The organism is Luteimonas pelagia, assembly GCF_054776035.1.
Genome location: NZ_BAAHCG010000001.1, coordinates 562,551 through 588,929, shown reverse-complemented (window position 1 = coordinate 588,929; position 26,379 = coordinate 562,551). Strand labels below are relative to the sequence as shown.

Genomic DNA, 26,379 nt, shown 5'->3' with positions numbered 1-26,379 from the left:
CGCCGGACCATCGCGCATGGCCACCGCCCTGCGTGGGGATATGCCGCGCCGGCGCCGTGGACGGGATTGGCGGACGCATGGGGTTTCAGGCCCTGCAAAGGCCCGGGCAGTAGACTGGTCGGTCCCCGAGGGAGGCATGCGATGAACGACGCCGCATCCGGTAACCGCTTCGAACTGGTCGCCCCCTACCAGCCCGCCGGCGACCAGCCCGCGGCCATCGCCCGGCTGGGCGAGGGCTTCCAGGCGGGGCTGGCGCGGCAGACGCTGCTGGGCGTCACCGGCTCGGGCAAGACCTACACGATCGCCAACGTCATCCGGGACGTGCAGAAGCCGACCCTGGTCATGGCGCCGAACAAGACCCTGGCGGCCCAGCTCTACGGCGAGTTCAAGTCGTTCTTCCCCAACAACGCCGTCGAGTATTTCGTCAGCTACTACGACTACTACCAGCCGGAAGCCTACGTCCCGTCGTCGGACACCTTCATCGAGAAGGACAGCTCGATCAACGAGCACATCGAGCAGATGCGCCTGTCCGCGACGAAGGCGCTGCTCGAGCGCCGGGACGCGATCATCGTCTGCACCGTCTCGGCGATCTACGGTCTCGGCGACCCGGCCGAGTACCACAAGATGGTGCTGCACATGGTCCGCGGCGAACGGATCGACCAGCGCGAACTCATCCGCCGGCTGACCGAGATGCAGTACACGCGCAACGAGATGGAACTGCGCCGCGGCGCCTACCGCGTGCGCGGCGAGACGATCGACGTCCATCCGGCCGAGAGCGAGGCCGAGGCCGTGCGGCTGGAGCTGTTCGACGGCGAGATCGAATCGATCAGCCTGTTCGACCCGCTCACCGGCGAGGTCCTTCGCAAGCTGCCGCGCTACACGATCTACCCGAAGTCGCATTACGTGACGACGCGGCGGACGGTGCTGGAGGCCATCGAGGCGATCAAGGTCGAGCTCAAGGCGCGGCTCGAGCACCTCTACGCGGAAAACCGGCTGGTCGAGGCCCAGCGCCTGGCCCAGCGCACCCAGTTCGACCTGGAGATGATGGCCGAGGTCGGCTACTGCAACGGCATCGAGAACTACAGCCGCCATCTGACGGGACGGATGCCGGGCGAGCCGCCGCCGTGCCTGTTCGACTACCTGCCGCCCGATGCGCTGCTGGTGGTCGACGAGTCGCACGTGACCGTCCCGCAGGTGGGCGCGATGTACAAGGGCGACCGCTCGCGCAAGGAGACGCTGGTGGAGTTCGGCTTCCGCCTGCCGTCGGCGCTGGACAACCGGCCGCTCAAGTTCGAGGAGTGGGAGCGTCGCTCGCCGCGCACGATCTTCGTGTCGGCGACGCCGGGGCCGTACGAGCTCCGTGAGTCGGGCGGCGAGCTGGTCGAACTGGTGGTGCGGCCCACCGGCCTGGTCGACCCGCAGGTGGAGATCCGCCCGGTCGCCACCCAGGTCGACGACCTGCTGGGCGAGATCAACGAGCGCGTGGCGATGGGCGACCGCGTGCTGGTCACCACGCTCACCAAGCGCATGGCCGAGAACCTCACCGAGTACCTCGCCGAGCACGACGTCAAGGTGCGCTACCTGCACTCGGACATCGACACGGTCGAGCGCGTGGAGATCATCCGCGACCTGCGCCTGGGCAAGTTCGACGTGCTGGTCGGCATCAACCTGCTGCGCGAGGGCCTGGACATGCCCGAGGTGTCGCTGGTCGCGATCCTCGACGCGGACAAGGAGGGCTTCCTGCGCTCGGGTGGTTCGCTGATCCAGACCATCGGCCGCGCGGCGCGCAACCTGCGCGGCAAGGCGATCCTGTACGCGGACAGGGTCACCCGTTCCATGCAGGTCGCGCTGGACGAGACCGATCGCCGTCGCGAGAAGCAGATCGAGTACAACCTCGAGCACGGGATCACGCCGCAGTCCGTCGCCCGGGCGATCGTCGACATCATGGAAGGCGCGCGCCCGGAACCGGGGCAGGTCAAGGCCGGCCGCGGCAAGGCCGCGAAGGTCGCCGAGGACGCGGACGACTACGGACCCCTGCCGCCGGCCGAGCTCGCCGCCCGCGTCAAGGCCCTCGAGGAGGAGATGTACCGCCACGCCCGCGACCTCGAGTTCGAGGCGGCCGCGGCCGTGCGCGACCGGATCCGGCGGCTCAAGGACGCCAGCCTGGCGGGTTGACCCCGGCCTAACGGCCCCGCTGCGACGCTCGCCGTTCCCCACGAGACGAGGAGCCCCGCATGGGCCTGCTGGACTTCATGAAGGACGCCGGTGACCGCATCTTCGGCAAGGACGACGACAAGAAGGACGTCACCAAGCCCCTGTCCACCCACCTGCGCGAAAACGGCATCGATCCGTCCGGGATCACCTTCCGCTTCGAGGGGGACGGCAGCACGGTGGTGATGAGCGGGACGGTCAAGGACCAGGAAACGCGCGAGAAGGCCGTGCTGGTCGTCGGGAACGTCCAGGGCATCGCGCGCGTGGACGACCGCCTGCGCGTGGGTGGTGGCGCGGACTTCGGCAAGGTGACCGGCGGCGCGTCGACATCGGTGGCCGATGCCTCGCCCGGCAGCGGCGGCGGGGACTGGTCGTCGCGCACCTACACGGTGCGCAAGGGCGACACCCTGTCCGGCATCGCCAGGGAACTCTACGGCGACGCCAGCCTGTACCCGCGCATCTTCGAGGCCAACCAGCCCATGCTGAAGGATCCCGACCGGATCTACCCGGGCCAGGTCCTGCGGATCCCGGCGAACTGAGCCGGATCCTGTTGTCCGGCCGGGTGCGCTGGGCTACACTTCGCGCCCCTCGGCGACTGCCGGGGGCGACGGGCGGTTAGCTCAGCGGTAGAGCACTACCTTGACATGGTAGGGGTCACAGGTTCGAACCCTGTACCGCCCACCACTCCGAGAGTGGACACCAGGCACGGCGCGATCCCCGGATCGCGCCGTTTCGCATTCCGGCGGCAAAGAGTTTCCGCGTCACGGCCGCCAGCGCAGGGCGTGGAGCGCCTCGTAGGCGGGCCGGCAGGCCTCGGCCACCCGCAGCGCCGGGCCCTCGAGGCGCACGTCGCGGGGGCGGGGCGGCTCGAACCCGGTGGAGCGCCAGACCGCGTCGTACCAGTAGGGGGCCCAGACGCCGTCGCTCTCGCGCGGCCCCGCCGGCCACTGGAGCATCGCCGGCTCGAAGCCGATGCCCAGCCAGTCGCACAGGGCCCGGAGGAAGTCCTCCGGTGCCTCCAGGAAGTCCCGCGCGTCGATCACCGGTGGCGCTTCGCCCCGCGCGGCGAGGTGGCCGTGCAGCGATGCCTGCTGCAGGAGGCCGATGTCCTCCGGCACGACGGTGGCGCGCGAGCGCAGGTAGGAGGCCACGACCTCCGCGGGGTCACGGATCAGCAGCACGTTGCGGAGCCGGCCGATCCAGTCGAGCGCCATGCCCGGAAGCAGGTGGTGGCTCATGTGCTTCTGGTACCAGACCGGCGCATCGCCAGGCGCGGGGCCTTCCGACAGCGACCGCGCGACCCGTTTCCAGTCCGTGTCGCCCGCGGCGATCACCTCGTCGCGGCCGGGATGGTCGTGCCCGGTGTCCGAGAGGTAGGCGGCGTAGAGCGGCTCGTCGACCACCGCGCAGTCCGACCGGTTCTCCCAGGCCCGCATCATCGCGGTCGAGATGTTGCGCGGGCCGCTCCACATCGCCACCCGCACCGTCATCGGGCGGCCCCCGCGCGCGCGGCGACGTCGCGCGCGACCAGGTCGGCGTAGAGCCGTTTCAGGCGTTCCACCATGGGCCCGGGGAGCGTCCCCTCGAAACGACGGCCATCCACCTCCCGCACCGGGACCACGCCGCCGAAGGTGCCGGTCACGAACGCCTCGTCGGCGCCGTAGACCTCGGTCAGGCTGAAGTTCTTCTCGAGCGCGGGGATGCCGGCCTCGCGGCACACGCGCAGCACGTTCGCGCGGGTGATGCCGCCGAGGCAGTAGTCGCCGGTGGACGTCCACACCTCGCCGCGCCGGACGATGAAGAAGTGGGTCGAGTTGCAGGTCGCCACGAAGCCCTGCGGGTCGAGCATCAGCGCCTCGTCGGCCCCTGCCTGCGTGGCCTGGATGCAGGCGGTGATGCAGTTGAGCTTGCTGTGGCTGTTGAGCTTGGGGTCCTGCACGTCGGGCCGGCCGCGGCGGACGTGCACGGTGAACAGGGCGAGCCCCGCGGAGACGGTCTCGGGCTTGGCCTGCTTGTGCTCGGCGATGATGACCACCGTGGCGGGCCCGGCCGATGCGCGCGGATCCTGGTAGGGCGTGCGCTTGGGTCCGCGGGTCACCATGAGGCGCAGGTGGACGCCGTCGTGCATCCCGTTGGCGGCCAGCGTCTCGTAGATCGCGCGCGTGAGCGCGGCCCGGTCCATGCCGATGTCCAGCGCGATCGCCCGCGCGCCCTCGCGCAGCCGGTCCAGGTGGGCATCGAGGAAGACGGGGTGGCCATCGACCACCCGCAGCCCCTCCCACACGCCGTCGCCCAGCACGAAGCCGCTGTCGAACACCGACACCACCGCCTCGGCCCGGGGCTTGAGCGCACCGTTGACCCAGATGCGGATGTCCGCGTTGCGCGGATCGTCGTGGAAGTCGTGGATGCTGGTGGACATCGCCGCCTCGCCGCGTGGACCGGCCCACTGTACCCGGGCCCGCGGCGGCGGGTCGGTCCGCGTTGACTTGCCGCCGGACCGACCACACACTTGCCCCGGTCAGGACAGGAGAAGGTGGCCCGCGCCGACGCGCCGGCCGAGCGTGCGACATGGAGACTCGTCCCGCCCGCGCATGACACCCCGCGAAGGCTCCGGACCCGGGCGCCCTCGTGGCGCTTTTTTGTTGCCCGCACCCGTCCGCCGGACCCCGTTCCATGCCGGGGCGCCCGTCGCCCCCGGCCCGCACGCAGAGCCACCAAGATGATCAGGATCTCCCTTCCCGACGGCAGCCAGCGCGAGTTCGACGGCCCCGTGTCCGTCATGGACGTCGCCCGTTCGATCGGCCCCGGCCTGGCGAAGGCCACCGTCGCCGGCGCGGTCGACGGCCGCCTGGTCGACGCCAGCGACGTGATCGAGCACGACGCGAGCCTGCGCATCATCACGCCGAAGGACGCCGAGGGCGTGGAGATCATCCGCCACTCCTGCGCGCACCTGGTCGGCCACGCGGTCAAGCAGCTTTACCCGGACGCCAAGATGGTCATCGGCCCGGTGATCGACGACGGCTTCTACTACGACATCTGGCACCCGCGTCCCTTCACGCCCGAGGACCTCGAGGCGATCGAGCGGCGCATGGCCGAGCTGATCGACACCGAGTACGACGTGGTCAAGAAGATGACTCCGCGAGACGAGGTGGTGGCGACGTTCAAGGCCCGCGGCGAGGACTACAAGCTGCGCCTGGTCGAGGACATGCCCGACGAGGCGGCGATGGGGCTGTACCACCACCAGGAATACGTGGACATGTGCCGCGGCCCGCACGTGCCGAACACGCGGTTCCTGCGGGCCTTCAAGCTCACCCGCATCTCCGGCGCGTACTGGCGCGGCGACTCGAAGAACGAGCAGCTGCAGCGCGTGTACGGCACGGCGTGGGCCGACGTGAAGCAGCTGAAGGCCCATCTCCAGCGCATCGAGGAGGCGGAGAAGCGCGACCATCGCCGCATCGCCAAGCAGCAGGACCTGTTCCACCTGCAGGAAGAGGCCCCGGGCCTGGTGTTCTGGCACCCGAAGGGCTGGGCGGTGTGGCAGGCGGTCGAGCAGCACATGCGCCGGGTCTATCGCGACTCGGGCTACCAGGAGGTGCGCTGCCCGCAGATCCTGGACGTGTCCCTGTGGAAGTCGTCGGGCCACTGGGACAACTACAAGGAGAACATGTTCTTCACCGAGTCGGAGAAGCGCACCTACGCGCTCAAGCCGATGAACTGCCCGGGCCACGTGCAGGTGTTCAACTCGGGCCTGCACAGCTACCGCGACCTGCCGATCCGCTACGGCGAGTTCGGCGCCTGCCACCGCAACGAGCCGTCCGGCGCGCTGCACGGCATCCTTCGCGTGCGCGGCTTCACCCAGGACGACGGCCACGTGTTCTGCACCGAGGACCAGGTCGAGGCCGAGGTCACCGCGTTCCACGCGCAGGCCATGCAGGTCTATTCGGACTTCGGCTTCACGGACGTGCAGGTCAAGCTGGCGCTGCGCCCGGATCCGCGGCTGGGCGACGACGCGACCTGGGACAAGGCCGAGGAGGCCCTGCGCGGGGCGCTGCGGGCGGCCGGGGTCGACTGGCAGGAGCTGCCGGGCGAGGGCGCCTTCTACGGCCCCAAGATCGAGTACCACCTGCGCGATGCCATCGGCCGCACCTGGCAGCTGGGCACGATGCAGGTCGATTTCATGATGCCGGCCCGGCTGGGCGCCGAATACGTGGACGAGCACAGCCAGCGGCGCCACCCGGTCATGCTGCACCGCGCCATCGTGGGCTCGATGGAACGCTTCATCGGCATCCTGATCGAGCACCACGCCGGCCACCTGCCGGCCTGGCTGGCCCCGGTCCAGGCGGTGGTCATGACGATCACCGACGCCCAGGCCCCGTGGGCGGATGAGGTCCGGAAAACCCTTGTGAATCAAGGGTTCAGGGTCCACGCCGATTTGCGCAACGAGAAGATCGGCTATAAGATCCGCGAGCACACGCTGCAGCGCGTGCCCTTCCTGCTGGTGGTCGGCGACCGCGAGATGGAGGGGCGTGCCGTGGCGGTGCGCACGCGTTCCGGGGAAGATCTCAAGTCGATGCCGGTCGAGGAGTTCGCCTCCCTGCTGCGTGCGCAGTCGCAACCCGGCGGCGCCTGACCGCGCCGCATCGAACAATCGCTGGAGACGCGCCAATCAATACGGACAAGCAGAACCGCAAGAACCAGGACATCCGCGTGCCCCGCGTGCGCGTGATCGGTTCGGACGGAGAAATGGTCGGGATCCTCTCGCGCGACGAAGCGCTGAAGATGGCTGAGGACGAGGGCCTGGACCTCGTGGAGATCCAGCCGAACGCCGATCCGCCCGTCTGCCGGGTCATGGACTACGGCAAGTTCAAGTTCGAGGCGCAGAAGAAGGCGAACCTCGCCAAGAAGAAGAGCAAGCAGTTCGAGATCAAGGAAGTGAAATTCCGCCCCGTCACCGACGAGGGCGACTACCAGATCAAGCTGCGCAAGATGCGGGGCTTCCTGGAGGAAGGCGACAAGATCAAGGTCAACATCCGCTTCCGTGGCCGCGAGATGAGCCACCAGGAACTCGGCCGCGAAATGGCCGCGCGGATCGAGGCCGACCTCGGCGAGGACATCGTCATCGAGTCCCGGCCGCGCCTGGAAGGCCGGCAGATGGTCATGATGATCGCGCCGAAGAAGAAGTAGCCGGGCCGCCCTGGCCGATGCGCGTGGGAAGGCGCCTCCGGGCGCCTTCCGCCGTTCCGGGCCCGGCGTCCCCCCGGGGCAGGGCGGTACCCGCCTGATTCGCAAGGGAAAACGTTGCGTGGGGGCCCGCGCGTCGGCATAATGGCCGGCCCGGCGCGCCCGGGGTGGCCCCAGTGGCCGACAGGACCCGTCGCGGGATTCGATCGATGCCTTTCGGATCAGCGACTTAAGACCGGACCGAGGCAGGAAGGAAAGCGTGGCAGCCGCCACCGCCCGGCCAGTGACAGATCCGAAAAGGACCCAACGATGCCCAAGATCAAGACCCTGAGGGCGGCGGCCAAGCGCTTCCGGAAGACCGCTTCCGGCAAGTACAAGTGCGGCCACGCCAATCGCAGCCACATCCTCACCAAGAAGGCGACCAAGCGGAAGCGCAACCTGCGTCAGACGAATTACGTCTTCGCCGGCGACGCGGCCCGCCTGGACCGCATGCTTCCGTATCTCTGAGGAGGGCTGACCCATGGCACGAGTCAAGCGTGGCGTGACGGCCCGCCGTCGTCACAAGAAGATCCTGAAGGCCGCGAAGGGCTACTACAACGCCCGCCGCAAGGTCTTCCGCGTCGCCAAGCAGGCGGTCACCAAGGCGCAGCAGTACGCCTACATCGGCCGCAAGCAGAAGAAGCGCAACTTCCGTTCCCTGTGGATCACCCGCATCAACGCGGCGGCCCGCATGAACGGCATGAGCTACAGCCGCTTCATCAACGGCCTGATGAAGGCCGGCATCACCCTGGACCGCAAGATGCTGGCGGACATCGCCGTGCACGACGAGAAGGGGTTTGCCGCGCTGGCCGAGAAGGCGAAGGGCGCGCTCGCGGCGTAATGGATGTCGCGGCCGAAGCGCATCGCGCGCGCGGCCGCCATCGCGGTATACGCATGGGGAAGGGCGCAAGTCCTTCCCCATGTCCGTTTTGGGGACAGCAACGGGGGTGGCACGGCCCATGGGTGGAATCGAATCGCTCGCCAGCCAGGCGCTGGCCGACATCGAGGCGGCCGGCACGCCGGACGCGCTGGAGTCGCTGCGCGTCGCGCTGCTCGGCAAGCAGGGCAGCGTCACCGGCCAGCTGAAGTCCCTCGGCGCGCTGCCGGCCGACCAGCGCAAGGCCGCGGGCGAAGCGATCAACCGCGCGCGCGATGCGATCACCGAGGCGCTCGGCGCGCGGAAGGCGGCGCTCGACGCGGCCGCGCTCACCGCGCGCCTGGCCACGGAGACCATCGACGTCACCCTGCCGGGCCGCGATGCCGGCCGGGGCGGCCTGCACCCGGTGAGCCGCACGCTCGAGCGCATCGCCGACATCTTCGCGCGCCTCGGGTACGAACTGGCCGACGGCCCCGAGATCGAGGACGACTGGCACAACTTCGAGGCGCTGAACTTCCCGCCCCACCACCCCGCGCGGGCGATGCATGACACGTTCTACTTCGGGGACGGGCGGCTGCTGCGCACGCATACTTCCGGCGTGCAGGTGCGCTACATGCGCGACGTGCGCCCGCCGCTGCGGATGATCGCGGCAGGCAAGGTGTACCGGTCGGACTCCGACCAGACGCACACCCCGATGTTCCACCAGGTCGAGGGCCTGCTGGTCGACGAGCACGCCAGCTTCGCCGACCTCAAGGGCACGCTCGCCGCCTTCGTGCGCGCGTTCTTCGAGCGCGACTTCGAGATGCGGTTCCGCCCCAGCTACTTCCCCTTCACCGAGCCGTCCGCCGAGGTCGACATCGCCTGGCAGCAGGCCGACGGGTCGACGCGCTGGCTCGAGGTGCTTGGCTGCGGCATGGTCCATCCCAACGTGCTGCGCAACGTCGGCATCGATCCGGAGCGCTACACCGGCTTCGCGTTCGGCCTGGGCGTGGAGCGCTTCGCCATGCTGCGCTACGGGGTCGACGACCTGCGCAGCTTCTTCGAGAACGACGTGCGGTTCCTGCGCCAGTTCGCCTGACGCGGGCGGCAGGGACCGGATTGCGGACAAGGTCCGCCGGCAGGCGGGACGGCACAGGAAAGGCAGCGAGATGAAATTCCCCGAGAACTGGCTCAGGCAGCACGTGCGCACCGACGTCGACCGGGACGGCCTGGTCGCGACGCTGACCGCCATCGGCCTGGAGGTCGAGGACGTCACGCCGCTGGGCGAGGGCCTGGACGGCATCGTCGTCGCGCGCATCGTCGAGTGCGCACCGCATCCCGAGGCCGACCGCCTGCAGGTCTGCACCGTGGACGCCGGCGGGGACGCGCCACTGCAGATCGTGTGCGGCGCGCCGAACGCGCGTGCGGGCCTGGTGGCACCCCTGGCCACCGTCGGCGCGCGCGTGGGCACGCTCGACATCCGGCCGGCGAAGCTGCGCGGCATCGAATCGAACGGGATGCTCTGCTCGGCGAAGGAACTCGGCCTGGACGACGATGCCTCGGGCCTGATGGAACTGCCTGGCGACGCCCCGGTCGGCACGCCGCTCGCCAAGTACCTGTCCCTGCCCGACGCGACGATCGAGCTCAAGCTCACCCCCAACCGCGCCGACTGCTTCTCGATCCGCGGGATCGCCCACGATGTCGCCGCGGCCACGGGCGCGCGCGTCGAGGCGTTCGACGCCACCCCCATGCCCGCGCTCAACGACGCGCAGGTCGCCGTCACTCTCGACGCCGGCGCCGACGCGCCGCGCTACCTCGGCCGGGTGGTCGAGGGCGTGGACCTGTCGCGCGGCACGCCCGCCTGGATGGCCGAGCGCCTGCGCCGCAGCGGCATCCGCCCGGCGAGCCTGGCGGTCGACACCACGCAGTACGTGATGCTAGAGCTCGGCCAGCCGATGCACGCCTTCGACCGCGACCTGCTCGAGGGACCGGTGGGCGTGCGCCACGGCCGCAAGGGCGAATCGCTCAAGCTGCTCGACGGCCGCGACGTGGCGCTCGACGCGGGCTATCTGGTCGTCACCGACGCCGATCGCCCGGTGGCGCTTGCCGGGATCATGGGCGGGCACGACACGCGCGTGACCGACGCCACGACGCGCGTGTTCCTCGAGTCCGCGCACTTCGCCCCCGCCGCGATCATCGGCCGTGGGCGTCGCCTCGGCCTGCACACGGACGCCGCGCACCGGTTCGAGCGCGGGGTCGATCCGGAGTTGCCGCGACAGGCGATCGAGTTCGCCACGCGCCTGCTGGTGGAACTGGCGGGCGGCGCACCCGGCCCGGTCGTCGAGGCGAGCCTCGACGGGGCCCTGCCGGTGCCGGGCGCGATCCCGCTGCGTCGCGCGCGCCTCGCGCGCGTGCTCGGCGTGCAGGTCGCGGACGATGAGGTGCGACGCATCCTGGAGGCCCTCGGCCTCGACGTGGCCGACGCCGCCGACGGCTGGCGGATCACGCCGCCGGCGCGCCGGTTCGACCTTGCGATCGAGGAGGACCTGGTCGAGGAGATCGCGCGCATCCACGGCTACGACCACGTGCCCGCGACGCTGCCGGGCGGCAGCGGCCGGCTGGCCGCGCCGAGCGAGACGCGCGTCGAGGAGACGGCGGTGCGTCGCCACATGGCCTCGCGCGACTTCCTCGAGGCGCTCAACTACGCCTTCGTCGATGCCGGCCTGCTGGCTTCGTGGGGCGCGGCCGATGGCGCGGTGCCACTCGCCAATCCGTTGAGCGCCGAACTGGGTGCGATGCGCACCGCGCTGCTGCCGGGCCTGGTCGCGTCCGCGGGCCGGAACCTTGCACGGCAGGCCGCGCGCGTCCGGTTGTTCGAACTGGGCAAGGTCTTCCATGCCGCCGGGACAGGCGACGCACCGGCCGAGACGCTGCGGATCGCTGCCGTGGCATCGGGCCGCGCGCGGGCCGAGCAGTGGTCGGCCGAGCGGCGCGGCGTCGACTTCTTCGACCTCAAGGGCGACCTGGAAAGCCTGGCCACGCTGTCGGGCGCGACCCTGGACTTCCGTCCGTCGGCACCGGACTGGGCCCACCCGGGCCGCTCGGCCGATGTCGTGCGCACCGACGGCGACGGCGAGGTCCGCCTCGGCTGGATCGCCCAGCTCCACCCGCGCCTGCAGCAGGACCTGGACATCGACGCCGACGTCGTCGCGTTCGAAGTCGACCTCGAGCCACTGCTCCGCCGCGCGATCCCGCGGGCCGGGGGGCTCTCGAAGCATCCGTCCGTCCGCCGGGACCTCGCGTTCGTCGTGCCGGACGCGGTGTCCTGGGCGACCCTGTCGGCGGCCGTCCGCGACGCCGCCGGCCCGTCGCTGCGCGACCTCTGGCTGTTCGACCGCTACGCCGGCAAGGGGGTCGAAAGCGGATTCAAGAGCCTCGCCATGGCCTTGATTCTGCAGGAGGAATCGCGCACGCTGACCGACCGCGAGGTGGATGCCGTCGTGGCCGCCGTGACGGCGCGCCTGGAAGGCGACCATGGCGCGGTCATCCGCGGATAGCGCCGGCCGGGCGACCGGGCGCGCGATCGTTCACAGGGGGACGAGAGGATGGCATTGACCAAGGCGGACATGGCCGAGCGGCTCTACGAGGAAGTCGGCCTCAACAAGCGCGAGGCGAAGGAGTTCGTCGACGCGTTCTTCGACGCGCTGCGCGAAGCGCTCGAGCAGGGCCGCCAGGTGAAGCTGTCGGGCTTCGGCAACTTCGACCTGCGCCGCAAGAACCAGCGGCCCGGCCGCAATCCCAAGACGGGCGAGGAGATCCCCATCTCCGCACGCACCGTCGTCACGTTCCGCCCGGGGCAGAAGCTCAAGGAGCGGGTCGAGACCTTCGCGGGGACCGGGCATGCTTGACCCGGGCAGCAATCGCGAGCTGCCGCCGATCCCGGCCAAGCGCTACTTCACCATCGGCGAGGTCAGCGAGCTGTGCGACGTGAAGCCGCACGTGCTGCGCTACTGGGAAACCGAGTTCCCGAGCCTCAGCCCGGTCAAGCGCCGCGGCAACCGCCGCTACTACCAGCGCCATGACGTGCTCATGGTCCGCCAGATCCGCGGCCTGCTGTACGAGCAGGGCTACACCATCGGCGGGGCCCGCCTCCGCCTGGAAGGCGAGGGCGCCAAGCAGGAGTCGGCGCTGAGCAGCCAGATCGTCCGCCAGGTGCGGATGGAGCTGGAGGAAGTCCTCCAGTTGCTGCGTCGCTGACCGCGCACGCCGCCCGCGCCGCGGGCTATAATCGCCGCCTTTCCGGGGTATAGCGCAGCCTGGTAGCGCACCTGTCTGGGGGACAGGTGGTCGTCGGTTCAAATCCGGCTACCCCGACCAAATCCATGCAAGCCCAGCGGCTGGTCGGCGACGACCGGCCGCTGTCCTTTTCCGGCCTTGGCGTCCTCAGTCGGCGCCGGTCCCTCCCCGCCCGTGCCGATGGTGTGGATCAGCCCCTCGTCCGCCACGCGCGAGTCGTTGGGGATCACGCTGACCCGCCCGGCCACCTCAAGGCCCGCGCGGTCGACCTGGGCAAGCGAGGATGCGCAGCGCCCATTCCTGCGGGGTGAACGCCTCGGCCCCGCCGGGACCGTGCCGATCGATTCAGGTGCCTGACGACGCCGCGTCCGCTTCACGCGTCGGCAACTCCGCCGGCGCGAGTCTTCCGTTCCCCCGCCGGCGCGGCCGGCCACCAGCAAGGAGCGAATGGCGATGGCGAAGCACGAGTACGACGAAGCGCAACTGCACGAACTGCTGTACCAGGCGCTCGAGACGGAGATGGGTGGCATCGAGGTCTATACGACCGCGCTGACCTGTGCCGTGAACGAAGACCTGCGCAAGGAATGGCAGGAGTATCTCGAGCAGACGAAGACGCACCGCGAGGTGCTGCTCAACGTGTTTTCGGAACTCGGCCTGGATCCCGGGAAGCAGACACCCGGGCGCAAGGTGGTCGCGCACATGGGCAAGTCGCTGGTGCAGGCGATGGAGATGGCGAAGGCGGCCGGCGACCCCACCGCGGCCGAACTCGTCGCCGGCGAATGCGTCGTGCTGGCCGAAACCAAGGACCACATGAACTGGGAACTGATCGGGCTGGTGGCCGAGAAGGGCAAGGGAGACGCGACGAAGGTGCTGAAGTCCGCCTACGAGGCCGTGGAGCAGGACGAAGACCACCACCTCTACCACACGCAGGGATTCACCCGGGAGCTCTGGATCGACGCCCTCGGCCTGCCCGCCGTGCTGCCGCCGCCCGAGGAGCGCAAGAACGTCGAAACCGCGATCGGTGCCTCGCGTGCCGAACAGGCGCGCGACGACATGCTGCGCCGCCGGCACTGACGACACGCGTGCCCATTGGTCCCGACGCGTGACAGCGGGGATGGCGTGCCCGGGCGGCGCGATGACGCACCGCCCGGCGCCCTCCTCATCCTGGACATCGTCAATCCGCTGGATTTCCCGGGCGCGGAACGACTGCTTGCGCAGGCGATTCCGGCAGCGAGGCGGTTGGCGCGGCTGAAGGCTCGCCTGCAGGCGCGGGGCTGGCCGGTCGTCTATGCGAACGACAATTTCACCCACTGGCGGAACGACTTCCGCGAACTGGTCGCGATCTGCTCGCAGGACGACTGCCGGGGTGCGCCGCTGGTCCGCGCGCTCACGCCCGGGGTCGGCGACTACCATGTCCTCAAGCCGCGGCATTCCGCCTTCTTCGATACGCCCCTCGAACTCCTGCTGCACTCGCTCGGGACGCGTCGCCTCGCGATCACGGGGATCGCCGGCGACGCATGCGTGACCGCCACCGCGATCGGCGCGCACATGCGGGGCTTCGACACGACCGTCGTTCGCGATTGCACCGCATCGATGACCGGTGAACGGAATGCCGCTGCGATGAAGTTGCTCCGCGACATGACCATCGGCGTCACGACGGCGACCGCCCTGCGCTGAACGCCCCGGTCCGGGATCCGGGGTGCGCGGGTCAGCCCGCGGCGCTTCGTCCCGGCGGCCGCCCGGCGTGCAATTGCGGCCACCGCGCGAGGACCGCGGTGCGGATGCCTTCCACGTCGATCCCCGCCTCGGCGAGCAGCTGCTCACGGCTGGCGTGGTGCTGGAAGGCGTCGGGCAGGCCGAGGTGCAGCACCGGCGCGACCAGGCCCTCGGCCGCGAACAGTTCGGCGACGCCGGAACCCGCGCCGCCGGCGACCACGTTGTCCTCGATCGTCACGAATCCCTCGTGCGTGCGCGCCAGGTCCAGCAGCAGCGTGCGATCGAGCGGCTTGACGAAGCGCATGTTCACCACCGTCAGGCCGAGCGCCTCGCCGACGGCCTCGGCCGCCGGCACCGTGGCACCGAACGCGAGTAGGGCGACCGGTCCGCCCGTGCGGCGCACCTCGGCCCTGCCGAGCGGCAGCGTGCCGAGCGTCGGCTGCACCGCCACCCCGGGACCGGTGCCGCGCGGATAGCGCACCGCCGCGGGTCCGGCGTGGTGGAACCCCGTCGACAGCATCTTCCGGCACTCGTCCTCGTCGGCCGGCGCCATCACCACCATGTTCGGCACGCAGCGCAGGAACGAGAGGTCCAGGTTGCCCGCGTGCGTCGCGCCGTCCGGCCCGACCACGCCGCCGCGGTCGATCGCGAACAGCACGTCCAGTCCCTGGATCGCGACGTCGTGCACCAGCTGGTCGTAGCCCCGCTGAAGGAAGGTGGAGTAGATCGCCACGACCGGCTTCGCGCCCTCGCAGGCCATGCCGGCCGCGAGCGTGACCGCGTGCTGCTCGGCGATGGCCACGTCGAAGTAGCGTTCCGGGTATTCCCGGCTGAAGCGCACCAGGCCGGAACCCTCGCGCATCGCGGGGGTGATCGCGAGCAGGGCGTCGTCGGCCGCGGCCATGTCGCACAGCCAGTCGGAGAACACGTCGGTGTAGGTGGGCTTCTTCGCGCCGCCCTTGCTCACCACGCCCTTGTCGGGGTCGAACGGCGACACGGCGTGGTAGCCGATCTGGTCGCCCTCGGCGAGCTCGTAGCCCTTGCCCTTCGTGGTGATCACGTGCAGGAGCTGCGGACCCTTCAGCGTGCGCAGCGTGCGCAGCGTGGAGACCAGCGCGTCCACGTCGTGGCCGTCGATCGGGCCGGTGTAGTGGAAGCCCATCTCCTCGAACAGCGTGGACGGCACGAACATGCCCTTCCAGTGTTCCTCCCAGCGGCGCACGAAGCGCGCCGGGGCACCATGCTTGTCGCCGAGCAGCTTCTTGCCGCCTTCGCGCAACGCATTGAGCGTGCGGCTGCCGGTCATCCGGCCGAGCATCTTGGTCAGCCCGCCGACGTTCTCGCTGATCGACATCCGGTTGTCGTTGAGGATCACCAGCAGGTCGGGCTCGGGCTCCATCCCGCCGGCGTGGTTCAGCGCCTCGTAGGCCATGCCCGCGGTCATCGCGCCGTCGCCGATCACCGCGACCACGCGGCGATCATTGCCGGCGCGCGCGTTGGCGATCGCCATGCCCAGCGCGGCCGAAATGGAGGTGCTCGAGTGGCCGACGCCGAAGGTGTCGAATTCGCTTTCCTCGCGCTTGGGGAACGGCGCGACGCCGTCGGCCTGCTTGACGGTGTGGATGCGGTCGCGGCGGCCGGTCAGGATCTTGTGCGGATAGGTCTGGTGGCCGACGTCCCACACGATCCGGTCGCCGGGCGTGTCGTACAGCCAGTGCAGCGCGACGGTGAGTTCGACCACGCCCAGCCCGGCGCCGAAATGCCCGCCGCTGCGGCCGACGGACTCGATCAGGTATGCACGCAGCTCGTCGGCGACCGCGCGCAGGTCGTCCGCGCCGACGGTGCGCAGGTCGGCGGGGGATTCGATGCGGGACAGGCGCGGATAGCGCTCGGAATCGATCATTCGCGGCGATCGGGTGCGTCGCGCGCCCGGTCGGTGGGGAAGGCCGGCCATTGTCCCGCCCGGGGAAGGGCGGGGCAAGGACGCGGCAGGCCGCGCCGGCGCGCCGCGCGGCGCGGGTTCAGCGGCCGCGCAGGCGCCCGAACAGGCCGCCCTTCTGCTGCGGCTCGGGCTCCGGCTCCGGTTCGACGTACCGCTCGGCGAACCCGGTGGCCAGGTTCGCGTTCACGAAGTCGGCCACGTCGGCCGCGGGGACGCCGCTGGCCTCGGCGATCTCGTCGATCGTCGCCGGCCCCTTCATCATGGCGGTGGCGATGCGGAAATGGCGCGGGAATTCGCGCTCGGTCTGCGGCCACTTCAACAGGCGGTACTGGGCGTCGGCCGGGAAGCCCGGCATGAGTGCGCCGCCACCGGCGAGCAGGCCGCCGTACCAGGCGAGGCGGGACAGCGGCTGCGCGTCGCCGTGCTTGCCGGCCTCGGCCTGCCATGCCGCCTCGTCGACGGGCACGAGGTCGCCTTCCTGCACCGTGCCGTCGAAGTAGGCCGCGAGCGGCTTCAGCGAGGCGGGGCCGTGGTACTGGCGCGCATCGGCATCGATCAGCAAGGCCGGACCGTCGTCGCGCTGGTAGCGCCGCCGCCCGGTCAGGCGACCGGGGGCGAGCCAGTCGGAGAACACGGGGTCGCGGGCTGGCGCCGGGGGTTCCGGTTCCGGCGGCGGGGCGCCGTGGACGCCGGCGGATGGCACTTCCTCGGGCAGCATGTCCTGCGGCGCCGGCGCCGGCGTGACGCCGGAGGGCACCGCCGCGGTGTCGTCGTCCTCGGGGCCGGGCATCGACACCGCCTCGGTCAACTCGGGTGACGGTTCGGACACGGGCGTGGGCGCCGCCTCCGCACTGGCGCCGGCGGCGAGCGGATCGGCGGCCTGGCCCATGATCGCGGACAGCACGCCGGCCAGGCCCTGCACCGTGCAGGGTTTCTGCAGATGGAAGTCGGTCTGGGTGCGCGGGGCGGTGGTCAGCCCGATCACGGTCTTGCCGGCGCCGTGGAGCTTCAGCCAGCTCATCGGGCCGTACATGCTGTCCATGTCGACGACCACGTGGTCGGCTTCGGCTTCCGGGACCAGCGTCCACCCACCGCCCGCCTGCGCGCTGGCTTCGGCGAAGGCGGCCTTGACGGCGGCCTCCGTGTCGCGGTCCATGCCGGTGAGGCCGAGGGTCGGGGACATCGCGTATTCCGCTTCGGGACGAAGGGCCGAGTGTAGCCGCAGTCGCGCGGCCGTGCGGGCGCGCGGCCCGGTGGAAACGGGGGGCGGCGACGCGTTCAGCCGGCCCGGCGCGCCTTCTTCGGCAATTGCGCCTTCAGGAACGCCATCTGGTCGGCGAGGATGTTGCGGTTGGACAGGATCAGGTGCTCGATCCAGCTCGGCCGATAGGGCACGGCGAGCAGCGGCATGCCCGCCTGCTGTGGCGTCCGGTTGCCCTTGCGGGCGTTGCAGTGCCGGCAGGCGGCGACCACGTTCTGCCAGATGTCCCTCCCGCCCTTCGAGAGCGGCACGACATGGTCCCGCGTCAGCAACTGGCGCGGATGTTCGTGCCCGCAGTACAGGCACAGGTGCTGGTCGCGCGCGAACAGCGCGGGGTTGCTCAGCGCGGGCGTGGGGTCGATCGCCTGCGGACGCGCATGGCCGCGCGCGGCCACGATCGGGTGCAGGTCGAGCAGCGTGCGCGCGCCGGTCGTGCGGCAGGTACCGCCGTGCAGGGTCAGGCAGGGCTCGCCGAGCGTCCAGGCCACCGCGCCGCGGGCGTACAGGCAGGCCGCGTCCTGCCAGCTCATCCAGTCGAGCGCGCGGCCGTGCGCGTCCAGCGACAGCAGGCGGACGGCGTCGAGGCGGGCGGGCAGCCGGAACGCGGAGGCGGGGACGACGGTGCCGGTGCCGGATGCCACGGGGGATCCGGCGCGGACCAGGCGAAGCTTCGCTCTGTCGGCCTCCATCGGGTCACGAGCATATACCCGATGGATGGCACTTTGGATAGCGCGCCGTCCCGTCAGTGGCGGCCGGCGTCGAATTGCGCGTCCGCGGGCGCCATCAGGGTGCCCGCGCCGGCTTCGATGGCGGCGGCATGGGCGCGGATCCGCGGCAGGAGCCGGGCGAAGTAGAACCGGGCCGTGGCGAGCTTGGCGGCCCTGAACGCGTCCGGCCGGGACGAACGGGCGCAGGCCGCCACGCTGCGCGCCCACCAGTACGCGAGCACCACGTAACCGCTGAGGAAGAGGTAGTCGACCGAGGCGGCGCCCGCCTCGGACGGGTCCTCCGCAGCCGCCGACGCGATGCGTCGGGACAGGCGTTCCCACTCGGCGGCGGCCGCGCGAAGCGGCCGGGTGAACTCGGCCAGCGCGTCGTCGCTGGCATTCGCGTCGCAGAACGACCCGATGATCCGCAGCATCGCGTGCAGGCCGGCGCCGCGCTGCTGGAGCAGCTTGCGGCCGACCAGGTCGAGCGCCTGCACGCCGGTCGTGCCTTCGTAGAGGGTGGTGATGCGCGCATCCCGGGCGAGCTGCTCCATGCCGTGCTCGACGATGTAGCCGTGGCCGCCATGGCATTGCAGCGCCAGGTTGGTGCACTCCACGCCCCACTCGGTGAGGCAGGCCTTTGCGATCGGCGTCAGGAACGCGAGCAGGGCCTCGGCCTCCCCGCGTTCGGCCGCATCGGGTGCATGCGTGGCGATGTCGACCAGCGTGGCGGCGTGGTAACCGAGCAGTCGCCCGCCCTCCACCAGGGCCTGGCACGTGAGCAGCATCCGCCGCACGTCCGGGTGGACCAGGATCGGATCGGCCGGCTTGTCCGGTTGCGCGGGTCCGCCCGGTGCGCGGCCCTGCAGCCGCTCGCGCGCGTAGCGAAGCGCGTTCTGGTACGCGCGGTCGGCCAACCCGAGCCCCTGCAACCCGACCGCGAGCCGCGCGGTGTTCATCATCACGAACATCGCCTGCAGGCCGTGGTGTGGCTCGCCGACGAGCCAGCCCGTCGCGTCATCGAAGTTCAGCACGCACGTCGCCGAACCGTGGATGCCCATCTTGTGTTCGATCGCGCCGGCGCGCACGCCGTTGCGCGCGCCGGGCGATCCGTCCGCTTCCACCCGCCGCTTCGGCACCAGGAACGTCGAGATGCCGCGGCTGCCCTCCGGCGCGTCCGGCAGCTTCGCCAGGACGAGGTGGACGATGTTCTCGGCCAGGTCGTGCTCGCCCGCGGTGATGAAGATCTTCGTGCCGGTGATCGAATACGTGCCATCGCCGCGCGGCACCGCGCGCGTGCGCAACAGGCCGAGGTCCGTGCCGCAGTGCGGTTCGGTCAGGCACATCGTCCCCGTCCAGCGACCCTCGACCAGCGGCGGCAGGAATCGCGCCTTCAAGACCTCGTCGCCGTGGTGCAGCAGGGCCTCGGTGGCGCCATGCGACAGCAGCGGGAAGTTTCCCCAGGCGAGGTTCGCGGCGTCGATCATCTCCTTGATCGGCACGCCGACCGTGTGCGGCAGGCCCTGGCCGCCGTGTTCGACCGGCGACACCAGGCCGGGCCAACCGCCTTCGACGTAGCGCGCATAGGCGTCCGCGAACCCGGTGGGCGTCGTGACGTCGCCGGTGGCGGGGTCGAACGTGCAGCCCTCGCGGTCGCCCACCGCGTTGAGCGGCGCCAGGACGCTGCCGGTGAATCGCGCGCCCTCCTCGAGCACCGCGTCGACGACATCCCGCGTTGCGTCCACGAAGCCGAGCCGCTCGAAGAGCGTGCCGGCATCGAGCACGTCGTACAGCGCGAAGCGGATGTCGCCGAGGGGTGCGCGGTAACTTCCGCCCATCCGGGCCGGCCTCAGCGCAGCACGCCGGGCAGGCCGGGCACCGGACTCAGCGCGCTCCTCCGGTCGAGGTCGAAGCTGCGGCTGCCGGCGCCTTCGGGCGTCGCGTCGACGCGTCCGTCGAGGGTGTAGTCGATGCCGCGCCCGCTGGCCAGGGCGTCGGCCATCCGCAGGCGCGCCTCGGGGGTCGGCGTCATGCGCAGGGTTGCCACGTCGGCCGACTCCGGTCCGACGGGCAGCGCGGGCGTGCCGGCGAGCCGGCCGGCCGCCGTGCCGCCCACGGTGACGGCGAAATCGACGCGCTCGAACCGCATCGGGATGCTGCTGTAGTTGTCGATCCGCAGCTCGACGGTCCAGCTGCCGTCGGCGGCCACCGCCAGTTGCTGGATGCCCGCGGCCGGTTCCGACACACGCCGGACCTTGCCGCCGGTGCAGGCGGCGAGCAGGACGACGACGGCGAGGCAGGCGATCGCGGGACGCAGTGCGGGACGGGCGGGGCGGGTCATGGCATGGCTCGCGGCAGGAATGGAATCCGATCCGATGGTAGCGCGGTGCGCCGCCACGCCCGCCGCCGCCGGGGCGTCAGTCGAGCAGCCCGCGGCGCAGTGCGTAGCGCACGAGTTCGGCGGTGTTGCGGACCCCCGCCTTGCCCAGCACCCGCGCGCGGTGGTTCTCCGCGGTCTTGACGCTGATGTCGAGCCGGCGTGCGATCTCCTTGGTGGTCAGCCCCTCGGCGATGAGGTGGAACACCTCCCGCTCGCGCGCGGTGAGCCGCCCATACGGGTCGTCGACGGTGCGCTCCGGGTGCTGCATCTGCTCGGCGAGTGCCTGCGCGGCGCGCGCGCCGAAGTGCGCGCGGCCGGCATGCAGGCTGCGCACCGCGGCCAGCAGTTCGGCGGACGCGCTGTCCTTGACCAGGTAGCCCGAGGCGCCGGCCCGGACCGCCTGCAGCACGTATTCGTCCTCCTGGTGCATCGTCAGCACCAGTACGCGCGCGGACGGGACGGCCTCGCGGAGCCGGCGGACCACTTCGATCCCGTTGAGGCGCGGCATCGACAGGTCGGCGACGACCACGTCCGGACAGACCTCGACCGCCTTCTCGAGCGCCGCGATGCCGTCCGCCGCCTGCGCCACGACCTGAACGTCGCCTTCGGCTTCCAGCACGCCCGCGAGGCTCTCGCGGACGAGCGTGTGGTCGTCCGCGAGCAGGACCCTGATGGGATGGATGGCGGGCGCGCCCATGCCTGAACGGTGCGCGCGGCCCGCGATGGCGTCAAGCGGGCGGGGGAATGGGCACCACCGCCCGCACGCGCGTGCCTTCGCCCGGCGAGGCATGCAGTTCGAGCCGGCCCTCGTGCAGGCGCAACCGGTCGCGCATGCCGCCCAGGCCGCTTCCGCCGCTGCGGAACGCGACGGCCGGGTCGCAGCCGCGGCCGTCGTCGGCGACCTGCAGTCGCAGGCTGCCGTCGCGCGCGACGAGCCGCAGCAGGATGGTGTTCGCCTTCGCGTGCTTCACCGCGTTGTTCACCGCCTCCTGGGCGACGCGGAAGAGCAGGGTCTGCAGCTCGTCGTCCAGGTCCGGGAGGGGTTCGACCTCCACCTGCACCTCGACGCCGGCGGCATCGGCCTGGCTGCGGGCCAGCCAGCGCAGCGCCGCCTCCAGGCCGAGGTCGTCGAGGATCGGGGGGCGCAGCAGGCGCGACAGCTCCCGCGTGTCCTCCAGCGTCGACGCGCACAGTTCGATCGCGGTCTCGAGCCTTGCGCGCTGCTCGGGCGACATGCCGGCGCCGAGCTGTGCGAGCCGGTGCTTGAGCGCGGTGAGGTTCTGGCCGATGCCGTCGTGCAGTTCGCGCGCAAGGCGCTGGCGCTCGTCCTCCTGCACGCGCCAGACCGCGCGCCCGAGGCGGCGGAATTCGCGCTCGTTGGCCTCCAGCCGCTGCAGCAGCGCACGGTACTGGGTGCGCAGGGCATCGAGCGCCTTGGCATCGGTGATCGCGCCCTGCGAGCTCATGGCGACGGCTCCGCCTCGGCGAGGATCGGCCGGTGCGCGGCATCGAAACCGGCGCGCAGGGCCTCCGGCAGGGTGGCCGCCAAGGCGGCGAGGGTGTCGTCGGCCTGCGCGCGCGCCCGCGTGGCGGCGTCGGCATCGCCCGAGGCGGACAGCGCCTCGGCGTGCATCGCGTGCAGCCGATGCGCATGGAGGTAGGGCCGGCCGCGCAGGAGGCCGGCGACGTCCGGCCAGTCCGAAAGCGCCCGGTCGGCGCGCCCCGTGTCGAGCGCGAGCCGCATCGTCCACTCGTGCAGCGCGAGCACCAGGCCGACGTGGCCCAGCGCGCCGATCCCCTCGACGGTGGGGGCGGCGGGCGCGCGGTTCTCCAGTTGCGCGCGTTCCAGCGCGATCTGCAGTTGCAGCGCCCGCACGCCGGACGTCCCGGCCAGCGCGTCGGCTGCGCGCAGGCGAGCCGCCGCCTCGTCGATCCTGCCCTCGGACCGGGCGATCCGCGCACGTTGCAGGTCCGCGATGGCGCGCTGCTCCGCGGAACTCTCTGCGAGCAGCGGTTCGAGGGCGGCCAGCAGCTCCCGTGCGCGGTCGTGCGCAAGGACGGCCACGAAGGCCTGGACGCGCAACAGCGCCGCGTCGGCCTGCCCGCGACGGTCCTCGCGCTGCAGGAACAGCGCCTCGGCGCGCTGCGCCTGGTCGATCGCATCGCCGATCCGGCCTTCCCACAGCGCGAGTTCGGCAAGGTTGCGGTGGCTGACGGCCGCTTCCTCGACCATCTGCTGCGCGAGCGCGTCGGCCAGCGAGGCTTCCAGCTCGGACTTCGCCTGGTCCCAGCGACCGCGCGCGATCGCGAGCAGGCCCAGGTTCTGGCGCGTGCGGATGCGTCCCGTCGCGCTGCCCAGGGATTCATAGGCTTCGCCCGCCTGCTGCCAGTAGACCTGCGCGTCGTCGTAGGCGCCCAGCTGGTAGTGGGCGAAGCCGATGTTGTTGAGGGCCTGCGCCACCCCGTGCGGATCGTCCAGCCCGCGCCAGCCCGCGAGCGCGCGCCGGAAGGCCTCGAGCGCGGCGCGATGGTCGCCCTGCTCCTCGGCGAGCAGGCCCAGTTCGTTGTCCACCGCGGCCAGGCCGTTGCGGTCGCCGAGCGCGTCGTGGATCTGCCGGGCCTCGGCGAGGTTCGTCGTCGCGTCCGCGAAGTCTCCGGTGAGCGCCTGGACGTTCGCGAGGTTGCGCAGGCTGGTGGCGACGCCGGCGCGGTTGCCGACGGCGCGGCGCAGGTCCGCGGCCTCCCTGTACTGCTCGGCGGCGTCCGCTGTCTGGCCGAGCCGGCCGTAGCCGATGCCCAGGGCATTGAGCGTCTCCGCCTCGCCATACCGGTTGCCGCTGCGCTTGAACAGCACGAGCGCGCGAACGAGGTGGTCGTCGACGGCGCGGCGTGCATCGCCGGAGAGGATCGAGAACTTGCCGAGTTCGTACCAGGCGCGCGGGTCGTTCGCGTCGCGCGCGGTCAGGGCCTGGAGCTGGTCGACCGCGGCGCCGAAGTCACCGCCGGCCCCGAGTGCCCGGGCGAGATTCAATTCGGCGAAGGTGTCGTCCGGCGTCGCTTCCAGCTGTGCGCGCCAGTCGGCGGTGGCGCGCGTGGGCTCGCCTTCCAGCAACGCGAGTTCGGCGTCGATGCGGCGCTGCAGCCGGGCGGGCGCATCGGGGGCGAGCGCGGCGTCCGCCCGTTCCAGCGCATCGAAGGCGACATCCAGTTCGCCGATCGCCTGCGCGGCCTCCACGAGCGCGAGCTGGACGATCGGATCCCCGGGCGCGCGGTCCGCCGCGAAGCGCAGCCGGTCGATCGCCGTGGCGAGGTCGTTGTCCGCGAACGCCTGCAGGCCGGTGCCGAGTGCCTGCTCGGTGTCTTCGTCGGTCGCGCCCGCCGGCCAGGTGGCGGGCAGTCCGCCGGGCGACACGCCGAGCGCATCGGCGAGCGCGGGGGTCGCCAGCCAGGCCTGCATGGCCGCCATCGGCGTGGCCGCTGGCGGGCCCTCGATCGTTTGCCCGGGCGCGTCCTGCACGTGCAACGTCGATTCGACGCGCCACCGGTTGCCGACGCGGATCAGTCGTGGCTCCAGCACGCGACGCGCCGCGGCGATGTCGCGCAAGCCGTCCACGTCGTAGCGTGCCGAGCCCGTGGGATCGAGGAGGTCGACGGACTGCATCATCCGGGCGCGGTCCACCGTGGCCAGGCCCGGCGCGAGGTCGATCGCCGCGTGCATGCGCGCGCCCAACGCGACGCGTGCGGCGGGTGCGATGCCCGGGGTGTGGGAGGCGGGGGGCAGCACGAGCAGGCGCTCGAGCGGCGGCGAGGCGAACGGCGACGCGCCTTCCCCGGAACGCTGGAGCCACCATGCACCGCCGAGCGCGAGGACGGCCGCGAGGCCGGCGGCGACGGCGGCGCCCCGCCCGCCGGACAGTGCGCTCCGCAGGCGTCGGGGCAGGGGCTCGGCGGGGACCGCGCGCTCTTGGATCGCGTTCGCGACGGCCCGTGCGTCGTCGAACCGGTGCGCGGGGTTGGGACGGAGCAGCCGGTCGAGCAGCCGCACCACCCATGCGGGAGCGTCGGCGCGCAGTTCGTTGATCGGGCGTGGCGTGCCCATCATCCGCTGCGCGAGCGTCTCGCTGACCGTGCCGCCCGGGAACGGCTGCCGGCCCGACAGCATCTCGTAGAGGATCAGGCCGAGTGCGTACAGGTCGCTGCGCGCATCGACCGGGCCACCGCGCGCCTGTTCCGGCGACAGGTAATCGGGCGTGCCCACGACCGCCCCGGAGCGGGTCATCCCGCTCGTCGCCAGCGACCGCGCCACTCCGAAGTCGCTGATGAAGGCGTTGCCGTCCGCATCGAGCAGCACGTTCGCGGGCTTGAGGTCGCGATGCACCACGCCCTTCGCGTGGGCGGCGGCCAGCCCTTCCGCGAGCTGGCGGGCGATGTGCAGGGCGTCCTCGAGGGGGAGCGCGCCTTCGCGCTCGATCCGCCGGTCGAGTGATTCGCCGTCGACGAAGTCCATCCCGATCAGCCACAGGCCCTCGTGGCGGACGAGGTCGTGGATCCGCACGACGTGGGGACTGGACACCTGGCGCGCCAGCAGGAGCTCCTGCCGGAACCGTTCGAAGGCGTCCTGGCGCGCGGCCAGTTCGGGCCGCAGCAGCTTGAGCGCGACGGGGATGTCCAGGGTGAGGTCGGTCGCCCGGTAGACCACGCCCATCCCGCCGACGCCGAGCAGCCCGTCCACCCGGAAGCGGCCCGCGACCACGCTCCCGGGCGCGAGGTCGGCGTGCACGTGGATCCCGGTGGCGGTGGGCCGGTCTTCCGCCCCTCCCGGATGCGACGGGCCGGCGCCTGGCATCAGGCGTGCCCGGCGGTTTCGGGATGCGCGGCCTCGATGCCGTCCCATCGCGTCGCGTCGGGGCGCGCGGCGGCGTGCGCATGGTCGAGCAGGTCCGCCGCCCGCTGCGCGGCGATCCACACCGCGGCGCCCTCGACGAACGCCTGCAGCAGCTCGAGGTCGAGGTCGGTGATCGCCGGGCCGGGGCGGACCCGGTCCACGTAGATCGCGCCGAACGACGCACCGTCCTGGACCAGCGGCAGGCAGGCGATGGCACTCAGTCCCGCGGCGACGACCGAGGCCCGCTGGCCGAGCCATGCATCGCTGCCGATGTCGTTGACGACGACGGGCTGGCGGTCGCGCAGCGCGCGGCGGACCGCACCCACGCTGCCGGAGAACGTGCGGGCGGACAGTTGCGAGGGATCGAGCGCAAGGCTCGCCCGCACCGTCAGTCCATCGCCCTCGTCGAGCAGGACGAAGCCACGCTCGCACTGTGCGAGTTCGACCACGGAACGCAGGCTGTCGTCGAGCAGGTCCCGCAGGCCGGCCATGCGTTCGATCCTGGCGGTGCGGGCGGTGATGGCCGCGCGTCGCTCGGCGCGGTCGCGTGCGTCGGCGTCCACCTGTGCCTCCGTCAGCGGCGTGAATTCGCAGTAGACGTCGCCGAAGCGCAGCCACGTCTCCCGAGCGAGGGTCGCTTCGGAAATGCGGGCACCGTCCGCGAAGCTGCCGTTCTTGCTTCCGAGGTCGCGCACGTGCCAGCTGTCGCCATCGGAGTGCAGTTCCGCGTGGCGCCGGGACACGGAGGGGTGGTCCAGCCTGAGCTCGCAGTCGGACCCGCGGCCGATGCGCAAAGACCCGCCGGCCGCGACATGCCGGACGACGGCGGCGGCATCTGGGGGGTAGGCGATCAGTCGCGCCTGCATCCCGCCATCTTAGCCGGATGCGCGTTCAGCCGGTCAGCG

At 71.5% G+C, this 26,379-nt stretch carries 23 protein-coding genes and 2 tRNA genes; 14 read left to right on the top strand and 11 right to left on the bottom strand.

The genetic code is table 11. The features are described 5' to 3' along the window. The first annotated feature begins 141 nt into the window (after positions 1-141). From uvrB to ACYU7H_RS02670, 3 genes are all read left to right on the top strand, one after another. Positions 142-2,175, top strand: coding sequence for an excinuclease ABC subunit UvrB (uvrB, locus tag ACYU7H_RS02680; RefSeq protein WP_460812269.1), 2,034 nt, complete (start codon positions 142-144; stop codon positions 2,173-2,175). Positions 2,176-2,234: 59 nt separating this feature from the next. Then, entirely contained in the window at positions 2,235-2,750 is a 516-nt protein-coding gene (lysM, locus tag ACYU7H_RS02675) for a peptidoglycan-binding protein LysM (protein ID WP_460812267.1), read from the top strand. A gap of 70 nt (positions 2,751-2,820) precedes the next feature. Next, positions 2,821-2,895, top strand: a tRNA-Val gene (locus ACYU7H_RS02670). A gap of 77 nt (positions 2,896-2,972) precedes the next feature. On the opposite strand, the gene ACYU7H_RS02665 is transcribed toward ACYU7H_RS02670, so the two are convergent. Both ACYU7H_RS02665 and ACYU7H_RS02660 read right to left on the bottom strand, forming a co-directional pair. Then, positions 2,973-3,701, bottom strand: a complete 729-nt coding sequence (locus ACYU7H_RS02665; RefSeq protein WP_460812265.1) for a sulfotransferase-like domain-containing protein — start codon at positions 3,699-3,701, stop codon at positions 2,973-2,975. Beyond that, complete coding sequence (locus ACYU7H_RS02660) at positions 3,698-4,630, bottom strand: aminotransferase class IV (RefSeq protein WP_460812264.1); 933 nt, start codon at positions 4,628-4,630, stop codon at positions 3,698-3,700. Before ACYU7H_RS02660 ends, ACYU7H_RS02665 begins: the two co-directional genes overlap by 4 nt. A 300-nt stretch (positions 4,631-4,930) precedes the next feature. Here ACYU7H_RS02660 and thrS point away from each other — a divergent pair, with 300 nt between their 5' ends. The 11 genes from thrS (at position 4,931) to ACYU7H_RS02605 (ending at position 14,260) form a co-directional block, all read left to right on the top strand. Beyond that, on the top strand, positions 4,931-6,841 hold the full coding sequence (thrS, locus tag ACYU7H_RS02655) for a threonine--tRNA ligase (protein WP_460812262.1): 1,911 nt from the start codon (positions 4,931-4,933) through the stop codon (positions 6,839-6,841). A gap of 35 nt (positions 6,842-6,876) precedes the next feature. Next, positions 6,877-7,395: a translation initiation factor IF-3 gene (infC, locus tag ACYU7H_RS02650; protein WP_460813038.1), complete on the top strand. Its 519-nt coding sequence runs from the start codon at positions 6,877-6,879 to the stop codon at positions 7,393-7,395. A 306-nt stretch (positions 7,396-7,701) separates the two neighbouring features. Continuing rightward, a complete protein-coding gene (gene rpmI, locus ACYU7H_RS02645; protein ID WP_460812261.1) occupies positions 7,702-7,899 on the top strand; it encodes a 50S ribosomal protein L35 in 198 nt (65 codons plus the stop codon). Between the two features lie 13 nt (positions 7,900-7,912). Beyond that, complete coding sequence (gene rplT / locus ACYU7H_RS02640) at positions 7,913-8,272, top strand: 50S ribosomal protein L20 (protein ID WP_460812259.1); 360 nt, start codon at positions 7,913-7,915, stop codon at positions 8,270-8,272. Positions 8,273-8,390: 118 nt separating this feature from the next. Then, complete coding sequence (gene pheS / locus ACYU7H_RS02635) at positions 8,391-9,386, top strand: phenylalanine--tRNA ligase subunit alpha (RefSeq protein WP_460812257.1); 996 nt, start codon at positions 8,391-8,393, stop codon at positions 9,384-9,386. A 70-nt stretch (positions 9,387-9,456) separates the two neighbouring features. Then, entirely contained in the window at positions 9,457-11,844 is a 2,388-nt protein-coding gene (pheT, locus tag ACYU7H_RS02630) for a phenylalanine--tRNA ligase subunit beta (protein WP_460812256.1), read from the top strand. 48 nt (positions 11,845-11,892) lie between these two features. Then, positions 11,893-12,195 carry an integration host factor subunit alpha gene (locus ACYU7H_RS02625; RefSeq protein ID WP_460812254.1) on the top strand — a complete coding sequence of 101 codons (303 nt, stop codon included), beginning with the start codon at positions 11,893-11,895 and terminating at the stop codon, positions 12,193-12,195. Next, on the top strand, positions 12,188-12,544 hold the full coding sequence (locus ACYU7H_RS02620) for a MerR family transcriptional regulator (protein WP_028916088.1): 357 nt from the start codon (positions 12,188-12,190) through the stop codon (positions 12,542-12,544). The genes ACYU7H_RS02625 and ACYU7H_RS02620 overlap by 8 nt, the downstream gene beginning before the upstream one ends. A gap of 43 nt (positions 12,545-12,587) precedes the next feature. After that, positions 12,588-12,664: transfer RNA gene (locus ACYU7H_RS02615), tRNA-Pro, on the top strand. A 372-nt stretch (positions 12,665-13,036) separates the two neighbouring features. Further along, positions 13,037-13,657 (top strand): hypothetical protein, encoded by a 621-nt coding sequence (locus tag ACYU7H_RS02610; RefSeq protein ID WP_460812253.1) that lies wholly within the window; start codon positions 13,037-13,039, stop codon positions 13,655-13,657. 45 nt (positions 13,658-13,702) lie between these two features. Further along, on the top strand, positions 13,703-14,260 hold the full coding sequence (locus tag ACYU7H_RS02605; protein ID WP_460812252.1) for a cysteine hydrolase family protein: 558 nt from the start codon (positions 13,703-13,705) through the stop codon (positions 14,258-14,260). Positions 14,261-14,291: 31 nt separating this feature from the next. On the opposite strand, the gene dxs is transcribed toward ACYU7H_RS02605, so the two are convergent. The 9 genes from dxs to ACYU7H_RS02560 all read right to left on the bottom strand — a co-directional run bounded on the left by dxs (position 14,292) and on the right by ACYU7H_RS02560 (position 26,340). Further along, complete coding sequence (dxs, locus tag ACYU7H_RS02600) at positions 14,292-16,202, bottom strand: 1-deoxy-D-xylulose-5-phosphate synthase (protein WP_460812251.1); 1,911 nt, start codon at positions 16,200-16,202, stop codon at positions 14,292-14,294. A gap of 118 nt (positions 16,203-16,320) precedes the next feature. Beyond that, complete coding sequence (locus tag ACYU7H_RS02595) at positions 16,321-17,424, bottom strand: hypothetical protein (protein ID WP_460812249.1); 1,104 nt, start codon at positions 17,422-17,424, stop codon at positions 16,321-16,323. A 95-nt stretch (positions 17,425-17,519) separates the two neighbouring features. After that, positions 17,520-18,191 (bottom strand): HNH endonuclease, encoded by a 672-nt coding sequence (locus ACYU7H_RS02590; protein ID WP_460812248.1) that lies wholly within the window; start codon positions 18,189-18,191, stop codon positions 17,520-17,522. 53 nt (positions 18,192-18,244) lie between these two features. Beyond that, positions 18,245-20,047: an acyl-CoA dehydrogenase C-terminal domain-containing protein gene (locus ACYU7H_RS02585; protein WP_460812246.1), complete on the bottom strand. Its 1,803-nt coding sequence runs from the start codon at positions 20,045-20,047 to the stop codon at positions 18,245-18,247. Positions 20,048-20,058: 11 nt separating this feature from the next. Then, the gene (locus ACYU7H_RS02580; protein WP_460812244.1) at positions 20,059-20,550 is read right to left on the bottom strand and encodes an LEA/WHy family protein; all 492 of its coding nucleotides are present in this window, start codon (positions 20,548-20,550) and stop codon (positions 20,059-20,061) included. Between the two features lie 76 nt (positions 20,551-20,626). Then, on the bottom strand, positions 20,627-21,286 hold the full coding sequence (locus ACYU7H_RS02575; RefSeq protein ID WP_460812242.1) for a response regulator: 660 nt from the start codon (positions 21,284-21,286) through the stop codon (positions 20,627-20,629). Between the two features lie 31 nt (positions 21,287-21,317). After that, complete coding sequence (locus ACYU7H_RS02570; protein ID WP_460812241.1) at positions 21,318-22,055, bottom strand: sensor histidine kinase; 738 nt, start codon at positions 22,053-22,055, stop codon at positions 21,318-21,320. Beyond that, positions 22,052-25,435 carry a protein kinase domain-containing protein gene (locus tag ACYU7H_RS02565; RefSeq protein ID WP_460812239.1) on the bottom strand — a complete coding sequence of 1,128 codons (3,384 nt, stop codon included), beginning with the start codon at positions 25,433-25,435 and terminating at the stop codon, positions 22,052-22,054. Before ACYU7H_RS02565 ends, ACYU7H_RS02570 begins: the two co-directional genes overlap by 4 nt. Further along, on the bottom strand, positions 25,435-26,340 hold the full coding sequence (locus ACYU7H_RS02560; protein ID WP_460812238.1) for an FHA domain-containing protein: 906 nt from the start codon (positions 26,338-26,340) through the stop codon (positions 25,435-25,437). The genes ACYU7H_RS02565 and ACYU7H_RS02560 overlap by 1 nt, the downstream gene beginning before the upstream one ends. Positions 26,341-26,379: the final 39 nt, after the last annotated feature.